At 72.1% G+C, this 21226-nt stretch carries 16 protein-coding genes; 14 read left to right on the top strand and 2 right to left on the bottom strand.

What is annotated here, in order from left to right:
• The first annotated feature begins 87 nt into the window (after positions 1–87).
• The 7 genes from V1633_RS05015 to V1633_RS05045 all read left to right on the top strand — a co-directional run bounded on the left by V1633_RS05015 (position 88) and on the right by V1633_RS05045 (position 9447).
• A complete protein-coding gene (locus V1633_RS05015; RefSeq protein WP_331212962.1) occupies positions 88–2181 on the top strand; it encodes an NPCBM/NEW2 domain-containing protein in 2094 nt (697 codons plus the stop codon).
• Positions 2182–2413: 232 nt separating this feature from the next.
• Positions 2414–3115 carry a class I SAM-dependent methyltransferase gene (locus V1633_RS05020; RefSeq protein WP_331212963.1) on the top strand — a complete coding sequence of 234 codons (702 nt, stop codon included), beginning with the start codon at positions 2414–2416 and terminating at the stop codon, positions 3113–3115.
• Between the two features lie 183 nt (positions 3116–3298).
• Positions 3299–3823 carry a PadR family transcriptional regulator gene (locus tag V1633_RS05025; RefSeq protein ID WP_331212964.1) on the top strand — a complete coding sequence of 175 codons (525 nt, stop codon included), beginning with the start codon at positions 3299–3301 and terminating at the stop codon, positions 3821–3823.
• Complete coding sequence (locus V1633_RS05030) at positions 3820–4491, top strand: ABC transporter ATP-binding protein (protein ID WP_331212965.1); 672 nt, start codon at positions 3820–3822, stop codon at positions 4489–4491. Before V1633_RS05025 ends, V1633_RS05030 begins: the two co-directional genes overlap by 4 nt.
• Positions 4488–6683, top strand: a complete 2196-nt coding sequence (locus V1633_RS05035; protein WP_331212966.1) for an ABC transporter permease — start codon at positions 4488–4490, stop codon at positions 6681–6683. Before V1633_RS05030 ends, V1633_RS05035 begins: the two co-directional genes overlap by 4 nt.
• Before the next feature lie 200 nt (positions 6684–6883).
• The gene (locus V1633_RS05040; RefSeq protein ID WP_331212967.1) at positions 6884–8344 is read left to right on the top strand and encodes an FAD-dependent oxidoreductase; all 1461 of its coding nucleotides are present in this window, start codon (positions 6884–6886) and stop codon (positions 8342–8344) included.
• A 401-nt stretch (positions 8345–8745) separates the two neighbouring features.
• Positions 8746–9447, top strand: a complete 702-nt coding sequence (locus V1633_RS05045; protein WP_331212968.1) for an alpha/beta hydrolase — start codon at positions 8746–8748, stop codon at positions 9445–9447.
• Between the two features lie 222 nt (positions 9448–9669).
• Here V1633_RS05045 and V1633_RS05050 read toward each other — a convergent pair whose 3' ends face one another.
• Positions 9670–9948 carry a hypothetical protein gene (locus tag V1633_RS05050; protein ID WP_331212969.1) on the bottom strand — a complete coding sequence of 93 codons (279 nt, stop codon included), beginning with the start codon at positions 9946–9948 and terminating at the stop codon, positions 9670–9672.
• Positions 9949–10048: 100 nt separating this feature from the next.
• Between V1633_RS05050 and V1633_RS05055 the strand changes: the two genes are divergently transcribed.
• The 4 genes from V1633_RS05055 to V1633_RS05070 all read left to right on the top strand — a co-directional run bounded on the left by V1633_RS05055 (position 10049) and on the right by V1633_RS05070 (position 15783).
• Positions 10049–11575, top strand: coding sequence for a sigma 54-interacting transcriptional regulator (locus V1633_RS05055; RefSeq protein WP_331212970.1), 1527 nt, complete (start codon positions 10049–10051; stop codon positions 11573–11575).
• Positions 11576–11577: 2 nt separating this feature from the next.
• Positions 11578–13533 (top strand): vWA domain-containing protein, encoded by a 1956-nt coding sequence (locus tag V1633_RS05060; protein WP_331212971.1) that lies wholly within the window; start codon positions 11578–11580, stop codon positions 13531–13533.
• Between the two features lie 100 nt (positions 13534–13633).
• On the top strand, positions 13634–14104 hold the full coding sequence (locus V1633_RS05065) for a hypothetical protein (protein ID WP_331212972.1): 471 nt from the start codon (positions 13634–13636) through the stop codon (positions 14102–14104).
• A gap of 89 nt (positions 14105–14193) precedes the next feature.
• The gene (locus tag V1633_RS05070) at positions 14194–15783 is read left to right on the top strand and encodes a PQQ-dependent sugar dehydrogenase (protein WP_331212973.1); all 1590 of its coding nucleotides are present in this window, start codon (positions 14194–14196) and stop codon (positions 15781–15783) included.
• A gap of 53 nt (positions 15784–15836) precedes the next feature.
• On the opposite strand, the gene V1633_RS05075 is transcribed toward V1633_RS05070, so the two are convergent.
• Positions 15837–16826, bottom strand: coding sequence for a GlxA family transcriptional regulator (locus tag V1633_RS05075; RefSeq protein ID WP_331213144.1), 990 nt, complete (start codon positions 16824–16826; stop codon positions 15837–15839).
• 153 nt (positions 16827–16979) lie between these two features.
• Here V1633_RS05075 and V1633_RS05080 point away from each other — a divergent pair, with 153 nt between their 5' ends.
• From V1633_RS05080 to groEL, 3 genes are all read left to right on the top strand, one after another.
• A complete protein-coding gene (locus V1633_RS05080) occupies positions 16980–18284 on the top strand; it encodes an MFS transporter (protein WP_331212974.1) in 1305 nt (434 codons plus the stop codon).
• 103 nt (positions 18285–18387) lie between these two features.
• Positions 18388–18876 carry a hypothetical protein gene (locus V1633_RS05085; RefSeq protein ID WP_331212975.1) on the top strand — a complete coding sequence of 163 codons (489 nt, stop codon included), beginning with the start codon at positions 18388–18390 and terminating at the stop codon, positions 18874–18876.
• On the top strand, positions 18866–21226 hold the full coding sequence (gene groEL / locus V1633_RS05090; protein WP_331212976.1) for a chaperonin GroEL: 2361 nt from the start codon (positions 18866–18868) through the stop codon (positions 21224–21226). The genes V1633_RS05085 and groEL overlap by 11 nt, the downstream gene beginning before the upstream one ends.

The following is a 21226-nucleotide window of genomic DNA, read 5'->3' on the forward strand; positions in this document are numbered from 1 at the left end:
CGATCCGGGCCGAGCTGCAAGATCCTCGGAACACACCCCTCAGGAGTCACGGGCTGCCAACCCTCACCGGGTAGCAAAGGAACCGATGTGAAACGACATCTCACCGTCCTGACCGCACTCGCCACCGGCCTGCTCGCCGTGACCGTGCCCGCGTCCGCCGCCTCGGCCGACGTCGCCGTCACCGGCCACGGCACCGGTCAACCACCGGCCGCCCCGCAGGTGCTCAGCCCCACGCCGTACCAGGGCTGGAACACCTACTACGGCCTCGGCGGAGAGTTCTCCGAGGAGTCGGTGAAGCAGGTCGCCGACGCCCTCGTCAGCCGAGGACTGGCCAAGGCCGGCTACGACATCGTCTGGCTGGACGGCGGCTGGCAGGACCCGGAACCGCGTACCGCCGCCGGTGACCTGCAGGCCGACCGGACCCGGTTCCCGAACGGGCTGAAGCCGCTGGTCGACTACATCCACGGCAAGGGGCTGCGGGCCGGCATCTACACCGACGCCGGGCCGTACATTCCGGGCAGGTGCGGGCTCGGCAGCTACGGCTACTACCAGCGGGACGCCGACCAGTTCGCCGCCTGGGAGTTCGACGCGGTCAAGGTGGACTACCTGTGCGGCATCGCCGCCGACCTGGACCCGAAGACCGTCTACACCGAGTTCGCCCGCGCGCTGCGCTCCAACGCCAGCGGCCGGGACATCATCTTCAACCTCTGCAACCCGGTGACCTCGCCCGACTGGGGCAACTACCCGGAGGAGCAGCAGTCGACGTACTCCTGGACCTACGCGCCCGCGATCGCGCAGTCCTGGCGGACCTACACCGACGCCGGCTTCGTCGGTGAGGTCAAGTACAAGGACGTGCTGCGCAACTACGACGCGAACGCCCGGCACCCCGAGGTCGCCGGCCCCGGCCACTTCAACGACCCGGACTACCTCGGCCCCGAACTCGGGATGAGCGACGAGGAGTTCCGGACCCAGATGACCCTCTGGTCGGTGGCCGCCGCACCGCTGGTCATCGCCAGCGACGTCCGCAAGATCAGTCAGACCTCGATCGACATCCTCACCGACCCCGAGGTGCTCGCGATCAACCAGGACCCGGCGGGCGTGCAGGCCGTCCGGGTCGGCCCCGCCGGTACGACCGAGACCTGGGTCAAGCGGCTGGCCGACGGCGACCGCGCGGTCATGCTGCTGAACCGGGGCGACAGCCCGGCGACCCTGACCACCAAGGCGACGACCGTCGGACTCTCCGGAAACCGGTTCACCCTGCGTAACGCGTGGACCAACCAGGTCACCGAGAGCGCCGGCACGATCAGCGCCGCCGTACCGGCCCACGGTGCCGCCCTGTTCCGGGTCGAGCCGAACCGCGGCCTGCCCGGCGTACCGCACGTCACCGTCGGTCTGCCGCGGGTCACCCAGGTGGGCGACGCCCAACTGCCGGCCGGCACCGCCGCGGTGCTCGCCGGCGGCGACCAGGCCCGCGTCGAGGTCGCCGTCCGTAACGACGGAGTACTGCCGGTACTGAAGCCGCAGGTCAGCCTGACCGGGCCGACCGGCTGGACGGTCCGGCCGCTCGACCGGGCACCGATCCTGCTGGCCCCGGGCGGGTCGGCCACCTTCTCCTTCGCCGTCACCCTGCCGTCCACCGCCGTGCCCGGCGCCGGGACACTGACCGCCCGCACGTCGTACGAGGTGACCGGCAAGGGAACGCTGCGCCAGAGCACGGCGACCGACGTGGTGGTCGCGCCGGCACCGCCGAGCGGCGCGGCCGTGCTCTCGCACCACACCTGGATCAGCGCCACCAGCGGCTGGATGAGCCCGACCGTCGACCTCAGCGTCGGCGGCGGATCGCCGATCAGCATGCTCGGCCAGGTGTACCCGACCGGTCTCGGGGTGGCCTCGCCGTCGACGGTCCGCTACTACCTCGGCGACCGGTGTGATCGACTGACCGCGACCGTCGGCATCGACGACGCGGTCCGCAACGTCGGAACCGAGGGCGGTACCTCGACCTTCCAGATCGTCGGGGACGGTCGGGTGCTGTTCGACAGTGGTGTCGTCACCCGCGACGCGGTCGCCCAGGTCGACGTCGACCTGACCGGCGTACGCGTGCTCGACCTGCTGGTCGGCGACGCGGGCGACGGCGGTTACAACGACCGCGCCAACTGGGCCGGCCTGAACGCCACCTGCTGACCGGTCACACAGTGCGGGATCGCGCCCGGGTGCTTCCGAGCACCCGGGCGCGACCGTCTGTCGGCTACCGCCGGGGCTCTGGCCCCCGCGGCCGGGCGACGGTGGGATTACTTACCCGTGGGTCCCGTGCAGGGGATCGGATCTTCACAGTGTGTGAAAATGCCTGCCGGACGGGGGTGGCGGTGATCCCGCCGTGCCCGGTTAGCTGGGACGATGTGCGAGGAGCAGGGCCATGCCCACCGATGAAGAGGTCGTCGCCGGACAGGCGATCTACAACCGGTTCGTGCTGGCCACGTACGACATCTACGTGCTCGGCTTCTCCAACCGGCTGATCTGGCGGTGCCCCAAGCGGCACATGCTCGACAACTACCGCCGCAACACCGGCAACCGGCACCTCGACCTCGGCCCCGGTACGGCGTACCTCCTCGACCACTGCCGCTTCCCGACGGCGTCACCCGAGCTGACCCTGGTCGACCTGAACCCGACCGTGCTCCGGATGAGCGCGTCCCGACTGGCCCGCTACCGCCCGGCGACGGTCCGGGCGGACCTGCTCCGGCCGCTGCCGTTCGACGACACCACCCTGCCACCCGGCTCGTACGACTCGGTCGGGCTGAACTTCGTGCTGCACTGCCTGCCCGGCAACTGGGCGGAGAAGGGTGCGGCGCTGGACAACGCGGTGGCGGCGCTGCGCCCCGGCGGACGCTTCTTCGGCAGCACCATCCTCTCCTCCGGGGTGAAGGTCACCGGAGCGGCCCGCCGGCTGATGGCGGTCTACAACAGCAAGGGCATCTTCCACAACACCGACGACGACCTGGCCGGCCTGCGCTGGCAGCTCGACACCCGGTTCACCGACATCCAGGTGACGGTGCGCGGCAACGTCGCCCTCTTCGAGGCCACCAAGCCGGAGTCCGGCGCCACCCTCGCCACGGGTTAGTCCTGGTCGCTCCGCGATCCGAATCGGCTGACGAGGAGGTCGAGAGGGGTACTCGACGCGTTCAGCGAGGCGTCCACGCCGCCGCCGCGGTGATGCTGACGATCAGCGTGCTCCTCCTCGTCGCGTGATCTATATACCCTGAGGATATATACGCGGGGTATACCCTCAGGGTACGGTCTTTGCATGAGCGTACCCATGACCCTTCTCAGCCTGATCGGACGTGAGCCGAGCCACGGCTACGACCTCAAGCGCGACTACGACACCTTCTTCAGCCGGGGCAAGCCGCTGCCGTTCGGCCAGGTCTACTCGACCCTCGGCCGGCTCGCCCGGGACGGCAAGATCGTCATCGGCGAGGTCGAACCGGGCGTCGGTCCCGAGCGCAAGCGGTACGTCATCACCGACCAGGGCGCGACCGAGGTCGACTCGTGGCTGACCGAGCCGGTCGAGGCCGAGTCCAACCTGCAGAGCGTGCTGTTCACCAAGGTTGTGCTCGCGCTCATGCTCGGCCGCCCCGCCGAGGAGTACCTCGACGCCCAACGCGCCGCACATCTGCGACGGATGCAGGAGCTCACCGAGATCCGTCGGGGCGGTGACCTCGTCGACACCCTGCTGGCCGACCACGGACTGTTCCGCCTGGAGGCCGACCTGCACTGGATCGACACCACGGTCGCCCGGTTGGACGCCCTCCGGAAGGTGGTCGGGGCGTGACGGCGATCGAGGCCCGCGACGTCGCACTGTCCTTCGGCGAGACCCCGGCACTGCGGGGCGCCAACCTCTCCGTCGCCCCGGGCGAGATCGTGGCCATCATGGGCCCGAGCGGCTCCGGCAAGTCCACCCTGCTGCACTGCCTCGCCGGGATCCTGGTGCCGAACGCCGGTGAGATCCACTTCGACGGCCGCCGGATCGACACCCTCACCGAGTACGACCGCAGCCTCCTGCGCCGTGACCACTTCGGTTTCGTGTTCCAGTTCGGACAACTGGTGCCCGAACTGACCGCGGAGGAGAACGTCGCCCTGCCGCTGCTGCTCGGCGGGATCCGCCGGGCCGCCGCGCTCAGACAGGCCCGACCGTGGTTCGAACGGCTCGGCCTGGCCGGACTGGAACGACGCCGGTCCGGTGAACTCTCCGGCGGCCAGGCCCAGCGGGTGGCGCTCGCCCGGGGCCTGGTCGCCCGACCGGGCGTGCTCTTCGCCGACGAGCCGACCGGCGCACTGGACTCCCTCACCGGCGAGCAGGTCATGGACCTCCTCGTCGACTCCGCCCGCGAGCAGGAGACCACCGTTGTGCTGGTCACCCACGAGGCCCGCGTCGCCGCGTACGCCGACCGGCAGGTCATGGTCCGCGACGGCAGGGTGAACGCGCTGGTGCGCTCATGATCCGGTTTGCGCTGCGGTTGACCCTGTCCGGTGGCCGGGAGGCCGTCACCCGGCTCGTCATCATCGCCGGCGCGGTGGCGGTCGGCGTCGGCATGCTGCTCTCCGTCGTCGCCGGCATGAACGCGGTCGGCGCGCAGAACCTGCGGTACGCCTGGCTCAACACCGCCGTCGCCCCGCCCTCCTCCGACACCTCGACCGACCCGATGTGGTGGCTGGTCCGCGAGGACTACCACGACGGCCACTCGATCGGCCGGGTCGAGGTCGCCGCGTCGGGCCCGGCGGCGCCCGTCCCGCCGGGCCTGCCGCGCCTGCCGGGACCGGGCGAGTTCTACGTCTCGCCCGTGCTCGGCGAGCTGCTGCGGAGCACCCCGGCGGCGGAACTGGGGGACCGGTTCCCCGGCCGCGAGATCGGTGTCATCGACCGCTCGGGGCTGCCGTCCCCGGACTCCCTGCTGATCGTCATCGGACGGACCCCGGCCGAGTTGGAGCAGTTGGGAGCGGGGCGGGTCACCCAGATCATGACCACCGCGCCGAGTGACTGCGACGGCTGTTACGTCGGGCTCAACGCGGACGCCATGACGCTCGTGCTGTCCGTCGTGGCGGCCGCGCTGCTCTTCCCCGTACTCATCTTCATCGGCACCGCGACCCGACTGGCCGCGACCCGTCGGGAGCAACGGTTCGCGGCGATGCGGCTGGTCGGTGCCACACCACCGCAGATCACCGGCATCTCGGCGGTGGAGTCCACCGTCGCGGCCATCGTGGGCACCGTCGTGGGCTTCGGCCTGTTCCTCCTGCTCCGGCCGGGACTCGCCGCGATCCCGTTCACCGGCGAGCGGTTCTTCACCACCGACCTGTCACTCGACGCCGTCGACGTGCTGTGGGTCGGGCTCGGCATCCCGCTCGGCGCCGTCGTCGCCTCCTGGCTGGCGCTACGCCGGGTGCGGATCTCCCCGCTGGGCGTGAGTCGACGGGTGACCCCGAAACCACCACGCCCCTGGCGGCTGATCCCGCTGGTCGCCGGGCTCGCCGAGCTGGCGTACTTCATCGGCCGGCGCCCCGACAGCACCGACGGCCAGATCGCCGCGTACATCTCCGGGTTCCTGCTGACCCTGACCGGGTTGGTGCTGGCCGGGCCGTGGCTGACCATGCTCGGCGCCCGGGTGCTGGCCGGCCGCGCGAGCCGGCCCGCCCCCCTCATCGCCGCCCGACGGCTCTCCGACGATCCGCGGGCGGGATTCCGTTCGGTCAGCGGGTTGATCGTGGCGCTCTTCGTGACCAGCGTGGCGACCGGGACGATCACCACGTTCGTCGCCAACCGTGGCGAGCCGCGTACCGACTCGGTGGCCGCCACGTCGCTGGTCAAGCACTTCAGGCCCGAGGACGGGCCGGCGCCGACCCCGGACCAGATTCCGGCCGGACTCGGCGCCGTTCCCGGCGTACGCAGCGTGACCCTGGTGCACACCAACCCCGATCCGGACGGTTGGCGGGGCCTGGTCACCTGCGCCGAACTCGATCGGCTGGCGGTGTTCGGCAGCTGCCCGGACGGCGCACAGGTCGCGGTGGTGGCTGACGACCTCATCGGCATGCGCGCGTTCGACCTGACCAGTGACACGTACCGCTGGGAGGCCGCCGCCGTCGCCCCGGCGGACGTCGACCGCCAGCCGATCCTGTCGGTGGTCGTCGACACCACCAGCCGGGCCGGGTTCGAACGGGCCCGGACGATGCTGGCCAACGCGTTTCCGCTGGGCCGGTTCCCGGCCAGCGTCGGCGAGTGGGAGTCGAACTCGGCCCGACAGCTCACGCAGTTCCAACAGTTGGCCAACGTCATCATGCTGGCCAGCCTGCCGATCGCGGGGTGCAGCCTGGCGGTCAGCGTGGTCGGCGGACTGAGCGACCGGCGTCGGCCGTTCAGCCTGCTGCGGCTCACCGGGGTCCAGTTGGGCACCCTGCGCCGCGTGGTCGCGCTGGAGACCGTGGTGCCGCTGCTGACCGTGGCGGCGGTGGCGACCGGAACCGGATTCCTGGCCGCCCACCTCTTCCTACGGGCGCAGCTCGGCTATCCGCTGCGACCACCGGACCCGCCCTTCTACCTCATGGTCGTCGGGGGTCTGGCGGTGTCGCTGGTCATCGTCGCCTCGACGCTGCCACTGCTGAGGCGGATCACCGGCCCGGAGGCGGCTCGGAACGGCTGAGGCATCCGTCGCCGGCCCGTGACGTGGTCCGGCGGCTCCGCCGTCCGCTCCACGTAGGATGGTGGCGACCGTCGATGCGCACCTGGCTCGTGGCTGTGGCGATCCCTGCCGGGCCCGCTGCTGCCGCCGGCCGGCATGGCCACCGCCGGACCGTCCGCAGACGCCAGGGACCGGCCCGACCACCCGAAGGAGCTGACCGAGTGCCTGCCTCCCCGTCCCGGCTCTTCGCGCAGATCGCGACCGCCGAGCCACCGGCCGAGACCAAGGTGATCATGCGACGTGCGGTGGTGCTGGGTGGCAGCATCGCCGGCCTGATGGCGGCCCGGGTGCTCAGCGACCACGCCGAGGAGGTGCTGATCGTCGAGCGGGACCCGTCCGACGTCGACAACGGGCCCCGCCCCGGCGTACCGCAGGGCAGTCAGGTGCACGCGCTGCTGCCGGCCGGCCAGATGCAGCTGGAACGCTGGTTCCCGGGCATCGCCGAGGAGGCGTTCGCGCTGGGTGCCCCACTGCCGGCGTCCGACGACGTCACGGCGAAGATCTACATCAACGGCGTACTCGGGCTGCCGCCGAGGCCCGGTCCCTCCGGCCCGGGTCTGATCACCACCCGGCCGTTCCTGGAGGCGCTGGTCCGGCGGCGGACCCTCGAGATCGACAACATCCGGATGGTGTACGGCCGGGCGGAGGGCCTGGTCTTCACCGATCAGCGGGTGGCCGGTGCCCGGTACGTCCCGGAGGGCGGCACCGAGTCGGTCGTCGAACCGGCGGACCTGGTGGTCGACGCGATGGGCCGGTCCAGTCGGCTCAGCGACTGGCTGGCCGAGAACGGGTGGCCCAAGCCGCCGATGCAGCGGATGCCGATCAGGCTGAACTACGCGACCGCGCTCTACCAGCGGGACGAGAAGGTCAGCGACACCTGGGTGGTGGTCTACCACACCATGGCGGGCCAGGGGCGTACCGCCCGGATCGGCGGGATCAACTCGGTCGAGGGGGACCGCTGGCTCATGCTCGTCGCCGGGTACGACGACGACCGGCCCAGCCGCGACGTCGCCGACTTCACCGCCCGGTGCCGGGAGCAGTATCCGGAGATGTTCGGGGCGATCGCCGAGCGGGCGGAACTGCTCGGCGGGGTGACGACGTACCACCAGGCGGACAGTCGACGCCGCGACTTCCACAAGCTCGACCGGTTGCCGGCCGGGCTGGTCGCCGCCGGCGACGCCGTCGCCTCGTTCAACCCGGTCTACGGCCAGGGCATGACCTCGGCGATGCTGCACGCCTCCTGCCTGTCGGCGTACCTGCGCTCGGATCCGAGACCGCACGAGGCACCGGCGCGGGCGTACTTCGACCAGGTCCGCGTGGTCGTCGACGCCGCCTGGCAGGTCTCCACCTCCGCCGACATCGAACTGCCGCACGTCGACGGGCCGTACCCGCGCGGGTACAAGATCACGAAGTGGTTCGGCGACCTGGTCTTCCGCGCCTCGCAGACCGACCCGGTGCTCAGTGCCCGGCTCAACCGGGTCACCACGATGCTCGACCACCCCACGTCGCTGAGCCAGCCCTCGACCCTGCTCCGGGCACTCCGGCTGCACCTGTTCCGCACCCGCCGCCCGGCCACTGCCCGCGTGGCGGCGTCGAACGGGCACGGCACCGGTCGCGGGTAGAAAATCCGACGGTCCCGCCGTCGGACGCGCCATTCGGCGGCGGGCCGTTGCGGATTGACAGGTTCCGCCGGCGGAAACATATGTGGAACGAATGGTTAACGCGGTGCGTCGTGCCATCCGCGCCAATCGACCTGGCCGGACCGAGATCGCGTGCCACGGTATGCGGTACAAGTTCGATCGTGAGCTGAATTGTGTCGTCCATCATGACCGCGAATACTGTTGTCCGGCTTGTGGTTCACCTCATAGGTCAGGCGATTCGGCTACCGGAAAGTAGCGGCATATATTTCCGCTGTTGCCGGTCGGGTTCGTGCGCTCCGCGCTGCGGCTTCACGCGGCATTCTCAGACGGCGCCGAATTGAGATCCGACCAGATTCAGGTCCATTGTGGGCAGGGAGTAAATCTTGAACAGCGTTCCATCACTTCTTCTCGTGCACGGTGCCTGGCACGGGCCCTGGGCCTGGCAGCCGCTCATCGAGCAGCTCGCGGACATCGACGTCCACACCGTCACGCTGCCCAGCAGTGGCCACGACCCCGCCGCCCTCGGCGACCTCTACGAGGACGCGGCCGTGGTCAAGGCCGCCGTCGCCGCCATCAACGGTCCGGTCACCGTCGTCGCGCACTCCTACGGCGGCGCCCCGGTCACCGAGGCGCTCGATGCGGCCGACAACGTACGCCGGATCGTCTATCTCGCCGCTTTCCAGCTGGACGTCGGCGACTCGCTGTTCTCCAGTGCCGGTGGCGTAGCCCCGCCGTGGTGGGAGGTGCACGAGGACGCGACCCTGAAGGCCGGCGGATACATCAGGGCGTTGCGGCCACTCGAGACCTTCTACGGCGATGTCGATCCGGAGACCGCGGAAGAGGCGGTCTCCCGACTCGGACTCCAGTCGTCCGCCTCGACGGAACAGCCGGTGACCCGGGCGGCGTGGCACACCATTCCCAGCACCTACATCGTCTGCGAGGCCGACAACGCGTTGCCGCCCTTCGCCCAGGAGATCATGGCGAAGCGGGCCGAACGCGTGCGGCGAATGAACTCCGCGCACTCGCCGTTCCTCTCCCAGCCCGCCGAACTGGCCGCGCTGATCCGGGCGGAACTCTCCGCCTGATCCGGACGGTGCGGCGACGAGCCGGCGGGCATTCCGCCCGGCGACGAAAGGCGGATGTTCGCCGGCTCCCGGCTCCCGGCTCCCGGCTCCCGGCAGCCGTCGGCGACGCGCCCGCTCCCGTACCGCTGCCGGCGCGGCAGGGAATCCCCCTCTGCGGCGGGCGCGGCAGGGAACAGGTCCGCCCTCCAGGGCGGGCGCGAGGTGGGAACCCGGGTGTGATCCTCAGGAGCCGGAGTTCCTCGCTCGGCGGGCCACGCCGAGCGCGCTGCCGAGGGCGGCACCGAGCCCGGTACCGACGGCGAGCCCGAGGCTCAGCCCGAGCACGATGTTGCCCATCGCCAGGCCCAGCACGATCCCGGCGCTGAGGCCCAGCGTCGCACCGAGGCCCACCCCGAGGGCGAGCGTGACCGCCTCCTGGTTGCGACCCCCGCCGGGCCGGGTGGCCTCGTTCCCGGGTCGGGCGGACTCGTCCCCGGTTGCGGCGTCTCCGGTCCCGCTCATGATTTCCTCCGCTGCTCGTCGTGGTTGCTGCCGGCCGTCCGGTGCCCCGTCGGGCACTCGCTCGTGTCCGGTCGCCTGGTTCGAGAGCTAGCGTAGGTGGGTGACTGAGACTTCCCTGGTCCCGCCCACCCCACCGGCCGACCTGCCCGGCACCCTCGGCGAGCTGCGTGCCGCCGGGTACCGGTACCGGACCGTCAAGGAGGAACTCCGGGACAACCTGCTGGCCCGGATGCGTTCCGGCGAGCCCCGCTTCCCCGGGATCGTCGGGTACGACGACACCGTGCTCCCCGAGGTCGAACGGGCCCTGCTGGCCGGGCACGACCTGGTGCTGCTCGGCGAACGCGGTCAGGGCAAGACCCGGCTGATCCGGGCACTCGGCCAGTTGCTGGACGAATGGACCCCGGTGATCCGGGGTTCGGAGCTGAACGAGCACCCGCTGCACCCGCTCACCCCGGCCTCCCGTCGGGCGGTCACGGAGGCCGGCGACGACCTGCCGATCGGCTGGTTGCACCGGTCGATGCGGTACGGCGAGAAGCTTGCCACCCCGGACACCAGCGTCGGTGACCTGATCGGCGACGTCGACCCGATCCGGATCGCCCAGGGCCGTACCCTCGGCGACCCGGAGACGATCCACTTCGGGTTGGTACCCCGGACGAACCGGGGCATCTTCGCGGTCAACGAACTGCCCGACCTGGCCGAGCGGATCCAGGTGGCCCTGCTCAACGTGCTGGAGGAACGGGACATCCAGGTACGCGGATACCAGCTCCGGCTGCCGCTGGACCTGCTCCTGGTGGCCAGCGCCAACCCGGAGGACTACACCAACCGGGGCCGGATCATCACCCCGCTCAAGGACCGGTTCGGTGCGGAGATCCGTACCCACTACCCGATCGATCTGGAGCTGGAGCTGGCCCTGATCCGGCAGGAGGCGACGCTGGTCGCGACCGTGCCGGAGCACGTACTGGAGGTGCTGGCCCGGTTCGCCCGGGCGGTCCGGGAGGCGCCGTCGGTCGATCCCCGGTCCGGGGTCTCGGCCCGGTTCGCCATCGCCGCCGCCGAGACGGTCTCCGCCGCCGCGCTGCGGCGGGCCGGCCTGCTCTCCGGCGCGGCGGCCGACGGCCGGCCCGCCAACCCGGTCGACATCGAGCCGGTGGCCCGGGTCGGCGACGCGGTCTCGGTGGTCAGCACCCTGCGCGGCAAGGTCGAGTTCGAGAGCGGCGAGGAGGGTCGGGAGATCGAGATCCTCGCCCACCTGCTGCGCACCGCGACCGCCGACACGTTCCGGGCCCGGATGGCCGGCCTGGACCTCTCCGGCTTCACCGCGCTGGTCGCCGAGGGGGCGGTGGTCGAGACCGGCGAGCTGGTCAGCGCCAGTGACCTGCTGGGCCAGGTCGGCACCGTGCCGGGGCTGGCCAAGGCGCTGGGCCGGCTCGGCCTCGGTGACGCGCCGACCCCGGGTGAGGCCGCCGCCGGCATCGAGTTCGTGCTGGAGGGGCTGCACCTGACCCGCCGGTTGGCCAAGGACGTGACCGACGAGGGCCGGACCGTCTACGGCGGCCGGAGCGCGGAGCCCGGTCGCGGCCGCCGCGACCTTGGCGGCCGTCCCGACCGCGACGACGACTGGGCCTGACCGTGACCGGCGGAAACCGTTTCCGGTACGGCTCCTGGCGCGGCGGGCCCGACCCGCTCGCCCCGCCGTACGACGTCCGGGCCGCGGTCGACTCGGTCGGTGCCGAGGTGCTGGCCGGCGGCAGCCTGCGGGACGCGCTGCGTAACCTGCTGCGCCGTGGCCCCGAGGACCGGGGCGGTCTCGACGATCTGCTCGCCCGGGCCCGGCGACTGCGTCGGGAGGCGCTGCGCCGCGGCGACCTGGACGGCGCGGTGACCCGGTCCCGGGCCCTGCTCGACCAGGCACTCGCCGCCGAACGCGACGAGCTGCGGGGCCGGGACGACGACGAGGCCCGGTTCAACGAGGCGGTGCTGGACAACCTGCCCTCCTCGACGGCCCGGGCGGTCGAGGAACTCTCCGGGTACCAGTGGGCCAGCGACGAGGCACGGGCGACCTACCAGCAGATCCTCGACGGACTGCGTCGGGACGTACTCGAACAGCGGTTCAGCGGGCTGCGGGACGCGATGCGCGACGCGGCCGACCCGGCGGTGCAGCGGCAGATGGCCGAGATGCTGGGCGACCTCAACGACCTGCTGGCCCGGCACGACCGGGGCGAGGACACCACCGACGCGTTCGCCGAGTTCATGCGTCGGCACGGCGACCTGTTCCCGGAGAAGCCGGAGAACGTCGACGAGCTGGTCGACGCCCTCGCCCGGCGGGCCGCCGCCGGGGAGCGGCTGATGCGGTCGCTGTCACCGAACCAGCGTGAGGAGCTGGCCCGGATGATGGAGTCCGCGCTCGGTCCCGAGCTGGCCGACCAGATGGCCCGGCTCAGCGCCAACCTGCGCTCGCTCCGGCCGGACCTGGCCTGGGACCGCCGGGAGCGGGTCCGGGGCGACCAGCCGCTCGGCTACGGCGAGGCGGCCGGGGCGCTCGGTGAGATCGCCGACCTCGACGACCTGCTGGACCAGCTGGGTCAGGAGCATCCGGGGGCGACCCTGGACGACATCGACGTGGAGTCGGTGCAGCGCAACCTGGGCCGGGACGCCGCCGACGACGTACGCCGGTTGCGGGAGCTGGAGCGGGAGCTGCGCCGGCAGGGCTGGGTGAGTCGGGGTTCCGACGGGTTGACGCTGAGCCCGAAGGCGCTGCGCCGGCTCGGCGGCACCGCGCTGCGGCGGATCTTCGCCGAGTTGCAGACCGGCCGGCGGGGGGAGCACGACCTGCGCTCGGCGGGCGCCGCCGGTGAGGTCACCGGGGCGTCCCGGCCCTGGGAGTACGGCGACGAGCAGCCGTTGGACGTGGTGCGGACGGTGGCCCGGGCGGTCCGGCGCGGCGGTGCCGGGGTGCCGGTGACGCTGGCGGTCGAGGACTTCGAGGTGGTGGAGACCGAGCGGCGTGCCTCGGCCGCGGTGGCGCTCTGCGTCGACCTCTCCTTCTCGATGATCTCCGAGGGCCGCTGGGGCCCGATGAAGCAGACCGCGCTGGCGCTGGCCCACCTGATCGCCACCCGGTTCCCGCAGGACTCGTTGCAGATCATCGGCTTCGGCCGGGAGGCGATGCCGCTGAGTCAGCAGGAGCTGGCCGGCGTCGAGCCGGACCTGGTGCAGGGGACCAACCTGCAGCACGCGCTGAAGCTGGCCGGGCAGCACCTGCGCCGGCATCCCGGTTCCGAGCCGGTGGTGCTGGTGGTCACCGACGGCGAGCCGACCGCGCACCTGGATCCGGAGACCGGCGGTGGGGTCTTCAACTGGCCGCCGCTGCGGGAGACGATCGAGGCGACGGTCGCCGAGGTGGACCAGCTCACCCGGTACGGCACCACGATGAACCTGTTCATGCTCGGGGAGGATCCGGGGCTGCGCCGGTTCGTCGACGCGGTGGCCCGGCGCTGTGGTGGCCGGGTCTTCACCCCGGAACTGGAGGATCTCGGCCAGTACGTGGTCTCCGACTACCTGCGGGCCCGACGCGGCCGGCGGTGAGCCCACCAGCTTCGTCGATCATGGGGTCGTCGGCGACTCCGGGAAGTCATCCGGGCGATAACTCCATGGTCGGCGGGGCTGGCTTCCTAGACTCGGACAGATGGAGGCGGCGGCGTTACGCCGGACGTACGAGGACCTGCTCGCCGAGGTGACGGCGGGCGGTTTCGGCCCGCCGCCGCCCGGTGAGCTGACCGCCGAGCAGGTGCTGGCGCACCTCGCGGCCAACGACGAGCTGTTGATCGAGGCGACCGAGGCGGTGCTTGCCGGCTCCCCGTGGACGTACTACGACGCGCAGTCGACACTGCCGCCGCAGGTGGACGCGATGGTGGCGCACCCGGCCGGGTTGCCCGGGCTGGCCGCCTGGCTGCACACCACGAGCGGGCGGCTCTGCGGGCTGGTGGAGCGGCTGGGGCCGGCGGCGGAGACCCCGGTGGACTGCCACCTCCGGGAGAGTGTCGAACTGTTCATCGAGGAGTCCCTGCCGTGGGGGCGGATGCTCGACATCCACGGCCGGATCCATCTGCCACTCCACCTGGATCAGTTGCGCGCTATGCGTACCGCCGCCCGTTAATGTCCCATGGGAGCGTTCCCATACTTCGGGACACGTGGATCTAGACGTCGTCCACAGCATTACCTTCCTGTTAACCGATGGGAGTCAATATGCTGCGACGTCTATCCCTCGGGCGGCTCTGCGCAGCCGGCGCGGTCGCCGTCCTGGGTCCGGTACTGGCACTCGGTACCCCGGCGGCCGGACGGCCCGGAGCGGACCCGGCCGGCCGGACCGCCCCGGACCGGGTCGCGGCGGCAGCCGTACCGCTGGACCAGCTCACCGTCAGCACCACCCAGGTCGCCTTCGGACTGCAACGACCGACCGCGATCTTCGCCCCCGACGACGGCAGCGGCCGACTGCTGATCACCGAGAAGCAGGGCCGGATCCGGGTCTACCACCCGGACACCGGGCTCGCCGCCGCACCACTGCTCGACATCACCGACCGGGTCGACACCTCCGGCAACGAACGCGGCCTGCTCGGCCTCGTCACCACCCCGGACTTCGCCCAGAGCCGCACCCTGTACGTCACCTACACCGCGCTGCCCGACGGGGCGGTCACACTGTCCCGGTTCACCCTGGACAGCGCCGGCCAGACACCGATCCCCGCCGACCTGGAAGAGATCGTGCTGAGCCAGCCGCACGCCGAGTTCAGCAACCACAACGGCGGGCACGTCAGCTTCGGCCCCGACGGTCACCTCTACTGGAGCATCGGCGACGGCGGCGGCTCGGACGACGTACTCAACTCGGGGCAGAACCTCAGCACCCTGCTCGGCAAGATCCTCCGACTGGACGTGAGCCGGACCTGCGACGGGCGTGCCTACTGCGTACCGGCCGACAACCCGTTCGTCGACACGGCCGGAGCCCGACCGGAGATCTGGGCGTACGGGCTGCGTAACCCGTGGAAGTTCTCCCACGACCTCGGCGGTGACGGCTCACTCTGGATCGCCGACGTGGGGCAGGGCACCTACGAGGAGATCGACCACCTCCCCGGTGACCAGGGCGGGGCCAATCTCGGCTGGTCCTGTCGCGAGGGTCCGGTGGTCTTCGACCCCGACCGGTGCCGGGCCGGCGCCACGTACGTCGAGCCGGTCTACACGTACCGCACCTCCACCGACGGCTGCGCCGTCATCGGCGGGTACGTCTACCGGGGCCGGGAGTACGCGGACATCGCCACCGGCACCTACCTCGCCACCGACTACTGCTCCGGTACGGCGTTCGTGGTCCGGCCGCCGGCCAGCCCCGGCGGTGCGTACCAGACCCGCGCGCTGACCGAACTGACCATCCAGCCGACCAGCCTCGGCCAGGACGCCGACGGCGAGCTGTACCTGGTCAACGACCTGCCCGGCCAGCTGCACCGGATCTCGTTCGGCAGCACCGCCCCGTCGGCGGCGTGTACGGTCAGCTACCGGGTCGACCAGCAGTGGGGGACCGGCTTCAACGCCACGGTCAGCGTCACCAACACCGGCAGCACGCCGGTCAACGGCTGGACGGTCGGCTGGACGTTCCCGGCCGCGCAGCGCGCCGGCACCTTCTGGAACGCCAGCGGCAGCCAGCAGGGTGCGGTGGTGACCGCCCGCAACGCCAGCTGGAACCCGGCCATCGCACCCGGTGCCACCGTCCAGTTCAGCTTCCTCGCCTCGAACACCGGCCCGAACCCGGCGCCGACCAGCTTCACCCTGAACGGCAACCCCTGCGCCTGAGGTGTTAGGAAGGGCCCCCTGTACAACCGAAAGCGATAACAGGGGGCCCTTCCTTACACCTGGGCCGGGGGGCGGAAGGTCCGGCGGTAGGTGCTCGGCGCCACCCCGATCCGCTGGTGCAACTGTTGCCGCAGCGCGGCGGCGGTGCCGAACCCGGACCGCCGGGCGACCTGGTCCACCCCGAGGTCGGTGGTCTCCAGCAGCAGCCGGGCGTGCTCGGTGCGCTGCCGGAGCAGCCACTGTGCGGGGCTGAGGCCGGTCTCCTCACGGAACCGCCGGGTGAAGGTCCGGACGCTCATGCTGGCGTGCGCGGCCATCTGCGGCAGGGACAGCGGTTCGTGCAGCCGCTGCTGGATCCAGAGCCGGGTCCGGGCGGTGCCGGCGTCGCCGGTGGCGGGCAGCGGACGCTCGATGTACTGCGCCTGGCCACCGTCCCGCCACGGCGGGACGACACAGCGCCGGGCCGCCCGGTTGGCCACCGCACTGCCGTGGTCGGAGCGGATCACGTGCAGGCACAGGTCGAGTCCGGAGGCGACCCCGGCCGAGGTGAGCACGTCGCCGTCGTCCACGAACAGCACCTCCGGGTCGAGTTTGACCTGCGGATACAGCGTGCGGAACCGGTGCGCGTGGGCCCAGTGCGTGGTGGCCGGGCGGCCGTCGAGCAGGCCGGCGGCGGCGAGCACGAACGAGCCGGTGCAGATCGACATGATCCGCAGCCCCCGCTCGTGCGCCCGGCGCAGCGCCCGGCCGACCTCCGGGTCGACCGTGCCGTCGGTGAGCGGTGGGCCGCGGTGGATGCCGGGCACGATCACCGTGTCGGCCTGGTCGAGCAGTTCCAGCCCGTGGTCGGGCAGCACCTGGAAGCCGGCGGTGCTGCGGACCGGCTGACGGCCGACCGTGCAGGTGGTCACCGAGTAGAACGGCGTCTCGTCGGTGTCCCGGGCGGTGCCGAAGACCTGGGCGGGGGCGCCGAGGTCGAGCCCGACGACCCCGTCGAGGGCGAGCACCGCGATCCGGTGCCGGCCCGCCGGGGGTACGGCCACCGCCCGCTCACCGGCACCGGCCGGTGGTGTCGCCTGTCTGCCTGCGACCCTGGTCACATCCGCCTCCGGCCTCGCTCGTGGTTGGCCCAATTGTTGCGCATCATGGCTTGCCGGCCACTCGCCGGGTGGTCCGGCGGACCGCAGACTGCTCGGGTGACCCGTACCCGCCGCCTCCATCCGGCCTGGCTGGTCGCCGCCGTCGCGTTCGTCGCGCTGGTCGGTGCCGCCGGGTTCCGCGCCACCCCGTCCGTACTGCTGCACCCGCTGCACGCGGAGTTCGGCTGGCCGCTGGCCACCATCTCCGCCGCCGTCTCGGTCAACCTGCTGCTGTTCGGCCTCACCGCGCCGTTCGCCGCCGCCCTGATGGACCGGTTCGGCATCCGGCGGGTGGTGGCGGTCGCCCTGACCCTGGTCGCTGCCGGCAGTGGGCTCACCGTGTTCATGCGGACCAGCGTCGAGTTGATCCTCTGCTGGGGCGTACTGGTCGGGCTGGGCACCGGCTCGATGGCGCTCGCCTTCGTGGCCACGGTCACCGGGCGGTGGTTCGTCCGGCGTCGGGGACTCGTCACCGGCGTGCTCACCGCCGGAGGTGCCGCCGGGCAGCTCGTGTTCCTGCCGCTGCTGGCCAACCTCGTCGAGGCGTACGGCTGGCGGACCGCGGCGCTGGTCGTGGCGGGTTCGGCGCTGGCGGTGGTACCCCTGGTCGTCTGGCTGCTCCGGGACCACCCGGCGGATCTCGGGCTGCCGCCCTACGGCGCGACCGAGGTGGTGCCGGCGCCGGCTCCGGCCGGCGGCGCGGCCAGCCGGGCGCTGCGTACGCTGCGCACCGCCGCCCGGACCCGGGCGTTCTGGCTGCTCGCCGGCGGTTTCGCGATCTGCGGCGCGTCGACCAACGGACTGGTCGGCACGCACTTCATCCCGGCCGCACACGATCACGGGATGGCCGAGACGACCGCCGCCAGCCTGCTCGCCCTGATCGGCCTCTTCGACATCGCCGGCACCATCGCCTCCGGCTGGCTGACCGACCGGGTGGACAGCCGGCTGCTGCTCGGCGCCTACTACGGGCTGCGCGGCGCGTCGCTGCTGGTGCTGCCGAGCCTCTTCGACGACGCGGCCGGGCCGAACATGCTGGTCTTCATCATCTTCTACGGGCTGGACTGGGTGGCCACCGTGCCGCCGACCGTGGCGCTCTGCCGGGAGTACTTCGGGCCGGCCGGTGCGGTGGTCTTCGGTTGGGTCTTCGCCGCCCACCAGATCGGCGCGGCGGTCGCCGCCACCGGTGCCGGGCTGGTCCGGGACCGACTCGGCGAGTACACCATGGCCTGGTACGCCGCCGGCGTGCTCTGCCTCGGTGCGGCGGTGCTGTCGGTGGCGCTCCGTCGGGCCCGTGCCGGTGGGCCGCCGACGCAGGTCGGGTCCGGCCCGGTCACCCGGCCGGCGCCGGCCGGTGCCGTCTGACGGCGGCGCCGCCGGGTGCGGGTTGACCCGGGTGTCAGCAGCCTGACGGAACAGTGACGGAAACCCGACAGGTGATTACTTACTGTCACGACACGATTACTCCATGAATAGTGGCGTGATCACCCTGATGGTTTCCGGGCCGGTGCCGGGCAGCGAACGCGGCGACGCGGAAGCGGCCACCACCCTGATCAGGGAGCTGCACGCCCGGACAATCCTGCACGTCGCCCGCCCCGAAACCGACGACCGCGGCAGCACCCCGCCCGGAGCCGGGACCGGCTCGGACGTCGGAACGGCGGCCGGCACCGGCGGCCGGGGCGGGACCCCGTCCGGCGGCCCGGTCCGCGGCAAGGGGACCGGGCTCGGCACGCTCGCCGAGCTGGTGGTCACCGGCCTCTTCTCCGCCACCACCGTGGCCGCGCTGGCCCAGGTCATCATCGCCTTCGTCCAGCGTGGCGCGGCCCGCCAGATCACCCTCCGGGACGGTCGCCGCACGCTGACCATCAGCGAGCCCACCGAGGAAACCGAGCGGATGGTGGCCGAATGGTTGGGCGTACCGCCGACCCAGACTGGCGCCGGGTCCGGTGCCGACTAGCCCGCCCGTCGGCCGCTACGCGCTGCTCGTCGCCGTCGGCGCGTACGACGACCCGTCGCTGGACCAGCTGCGGGCCCCGGAGCAGGACGTGGAGCGGCTGGCGGCGGTGCTGGAAGACCCGGCGGTCGGCAACTTCACCGTCCGCATCCTGGCCGACGCCCCCGACCACGAGGTACGGCGGGAGATCGAGGACCTGCTCGCCGAACGGGTCAACGACGACCTGGTGCTGCTCTACTTCTCCTGCCACGGCATCGTCGACCCGTTCCACCGGCTCTACTTCGCCGCCGCCAACACCGTCCGGACCCGACCGGCGAGCACCGCCATCTCCCGCTCCTTCGTCAACGAGCAACTGGAGGCGTGCCGAGCCGCCGCCAAGGTACTCGTCCTGGACTGCTGCTTCGCCGGCGCCTTCGCCGAGGGCTTCAAGGGCAACCCGCAGGGCGCCCTGGACGGCCAGATCGGTCGGGGGTACGTGGTGATCAGCGCCTGTGACAGCTACGAGTACGCCTTCGAGTCCGACGGCCTGGTCGAGTCCGCCCCCCGGGGCTCGATCTTCACCGACGTCCTGCTCGAAGGACTGGCCACCGGCGGCGCGGACCTGGACGGCGACGGCCGGGTCGGCGTCGACGAACTGTTCCGCTACGTGCACGACGGGGTGGTACGGCGACGCCCCGACCAGAAGCCGAAGTGGAGCGCCTACAACGCCGAGCCGCACATCTACCTCGCCAACGTGCCGATGACCGTGGCCGCCTCGCTCGGCGTGCCCGGCAGCCGGGGCGGGGTGGCCAAGGCGGGTGCCGGGGCGGTTCCCCGGCCCACCACGTACAACCGGCACCAGGCGATCGTCGCCCGCGGCTTCCGGGCCGGCGCGGATCTGGTCCGCCGGACCTTCGGACCGCTCGGCCGGCGGGTGCTGGTCGAGGACGCCTCCGGGGCCTACCACGAACTCGGCGACGCGGCCGGCGTGGTCCGGCTCTTCACCGCGTACGACACCCGGGACGCGATCGGCACCAGCTACGTACGGGAACTCGTCGAGGGGGTACGGCACCGGGTCGGCGACGGCGCCACCACCACCGTCGTACTGGCCCAGGCGATGATGGACGGCGCCTCGGCGGCCCTGCGGGCCGGGGCGAACCCGGTCGCGCTCTGCCGGGGGATCGAGTCGGCCACCCTCGCCGTCCTCGCCGAACTGGCCGACCTCGCGGTGCCGGTCGAGACGAAGGAACAGCTCAGGATGGTCTCGACGATCGCCTCCAACGACGAGACGGTCGGCGACCTGCTCGCCTCGGCGATGGAACGGGTCGGCAAGGACGGGGTCGTGATCGTCGAGGAGAGCAATCTCTTCGGCCTGGAACTGGAACTCACCGAGGGGATGCGGCTGCCGGCCGGACACGTCTCGCCGTACTTCGTGACCGATCCGGAGGGTGCCGAGGCGGTACTCGCCGACCCGGCGATCCTGGTCGTCGACCAGCGGCTGGCCAACGGCGCGGACCTGCAACCGTTTCTCGAGGCCGCCGGCGGGCAGGGCCGCCCGCTGGCCGTCTTCGCCCACGACGTACGCGACGGCGCGCTGACCGCGCTGATCGTCGGCAAGATGCGGCACGCCCTCGCCTCGGTCGCGGTCCGACTCGGCGGGCCGGACCAGGAGCGGCGGAGCCTGATGGCGGATCTGGCCCTGCTCACCGGGGCGACCGTGGTCGGCGAGGCGGACGGCGGGCTCGGCACGGCCGGACCGACGGTGCTGGGCGGGGCCCGCAAGGTGATCACGACCCGTCGGGACACCACAGTGGTCGACGGCGCCGGTGACCCGCAGCTGATCCGACGCCGGGTACGCCGGCTCCGGGCCGCCCTGGAGGGGTCCGAGCCCGGCCCGGGGCAGGCCGCACAGCGCGAGCAACTGGCCCGGCTGGCCGGCGCGGTCGCGGTGATCAGGGTCGGCGAGTCGGCCGAGGGGCAGCTCAAGAAGCGCAAACGCCAGATCGACGACGCGGTACGCAACGCGAAGGCGGCGGTCGAGTGGGGAATCGTGCCGGGCGGCGGGGCGGCCCTGCTGACCGTGGCCGGCCGGATCAGCACCCGGGTGCCGCGCGGCGACGACGAGGCGCTCGGCTACGCGGTGGTGATCGACGCGCTGGTGGCGCCGTACGAGGAGCTGATGCGCAATGCCGGGCGGGATCCGCTGGCCGGGCCGGCCGACCTGCGCCGCCGTGGTCCGGGCGTCACCTTCGACGTGGTCTCCGGCACGTACGTCACCGCGCTGGACGCCGGCATCGTGGACGCCGCCGCGACGCTGCGGCAGGCGGTCACCGCGGCGGCCGGTGTGGTGACCCGCTACCTGATGATCGGTTGA

This window comes from Plantactinospora sonchi (genome assembly GCF_036422035.1).
GTDB lineage: Bacteria > Actinomycetota > Actinomycetes > Mycobacteriales > Micromonosporaceae > Plantactinospora > Plantactinospora sonchi.

Excerpts from the sequence above, each read along its gene's own strand:
- V1633_RS05085 (WP_331212975.1), top strand. The coding sequence starts at position 18,388 with ATGAATAGTGGCGTGATCACCCTGATGGTTTCCGGGCCGGTGCCGGGC.
- V1633_RS05065 (WP_331212972.1), top strand. The coding sequence starts at position 13,634 with ATGGAGGCGGCGGCGTTACGCCGGACGTACGAGGACCTGCTCGCCGAG.
- V1633_RS05050 (WP_331212969.1), bottom strand. The coding sequence starts at position 9,948 with ATGAGCGGGACCGGAGACGCCGCAACCGGGGACGAGTCCGCCCGACCC.
- V1633_RS05025 (WP_331212964.1), top strand. The coding sequence starts at position 3,299 with ATGAGCGTACCCATGACCCTTCTCAGCCTGATCGGACGTGAGCCGAGC.
- V1633_RS05020 (WP_331212963.1), top strand. The coding sequence starts at position 2,414 with ATGCCCACCGATGAAGAGGTCGTCGCCGGACAGGCGATCTACAACCGG.
- V1633_RS05035 (WP_331212966.1), top strand. The coding sequence starts at position 4,488 with ATGATCCGGTTTGCGCTGCGGTTGACCCTGTCCGGTGGCCGGGAGGCC.
- V1633_RS05070 (WP_331212973.1), top strand. The coding sequence starts at position 14,194 with ATGCTGCGACGTCTATCCCTCGGGCGGCTCTGCGCAGCCGGCGCGGTC.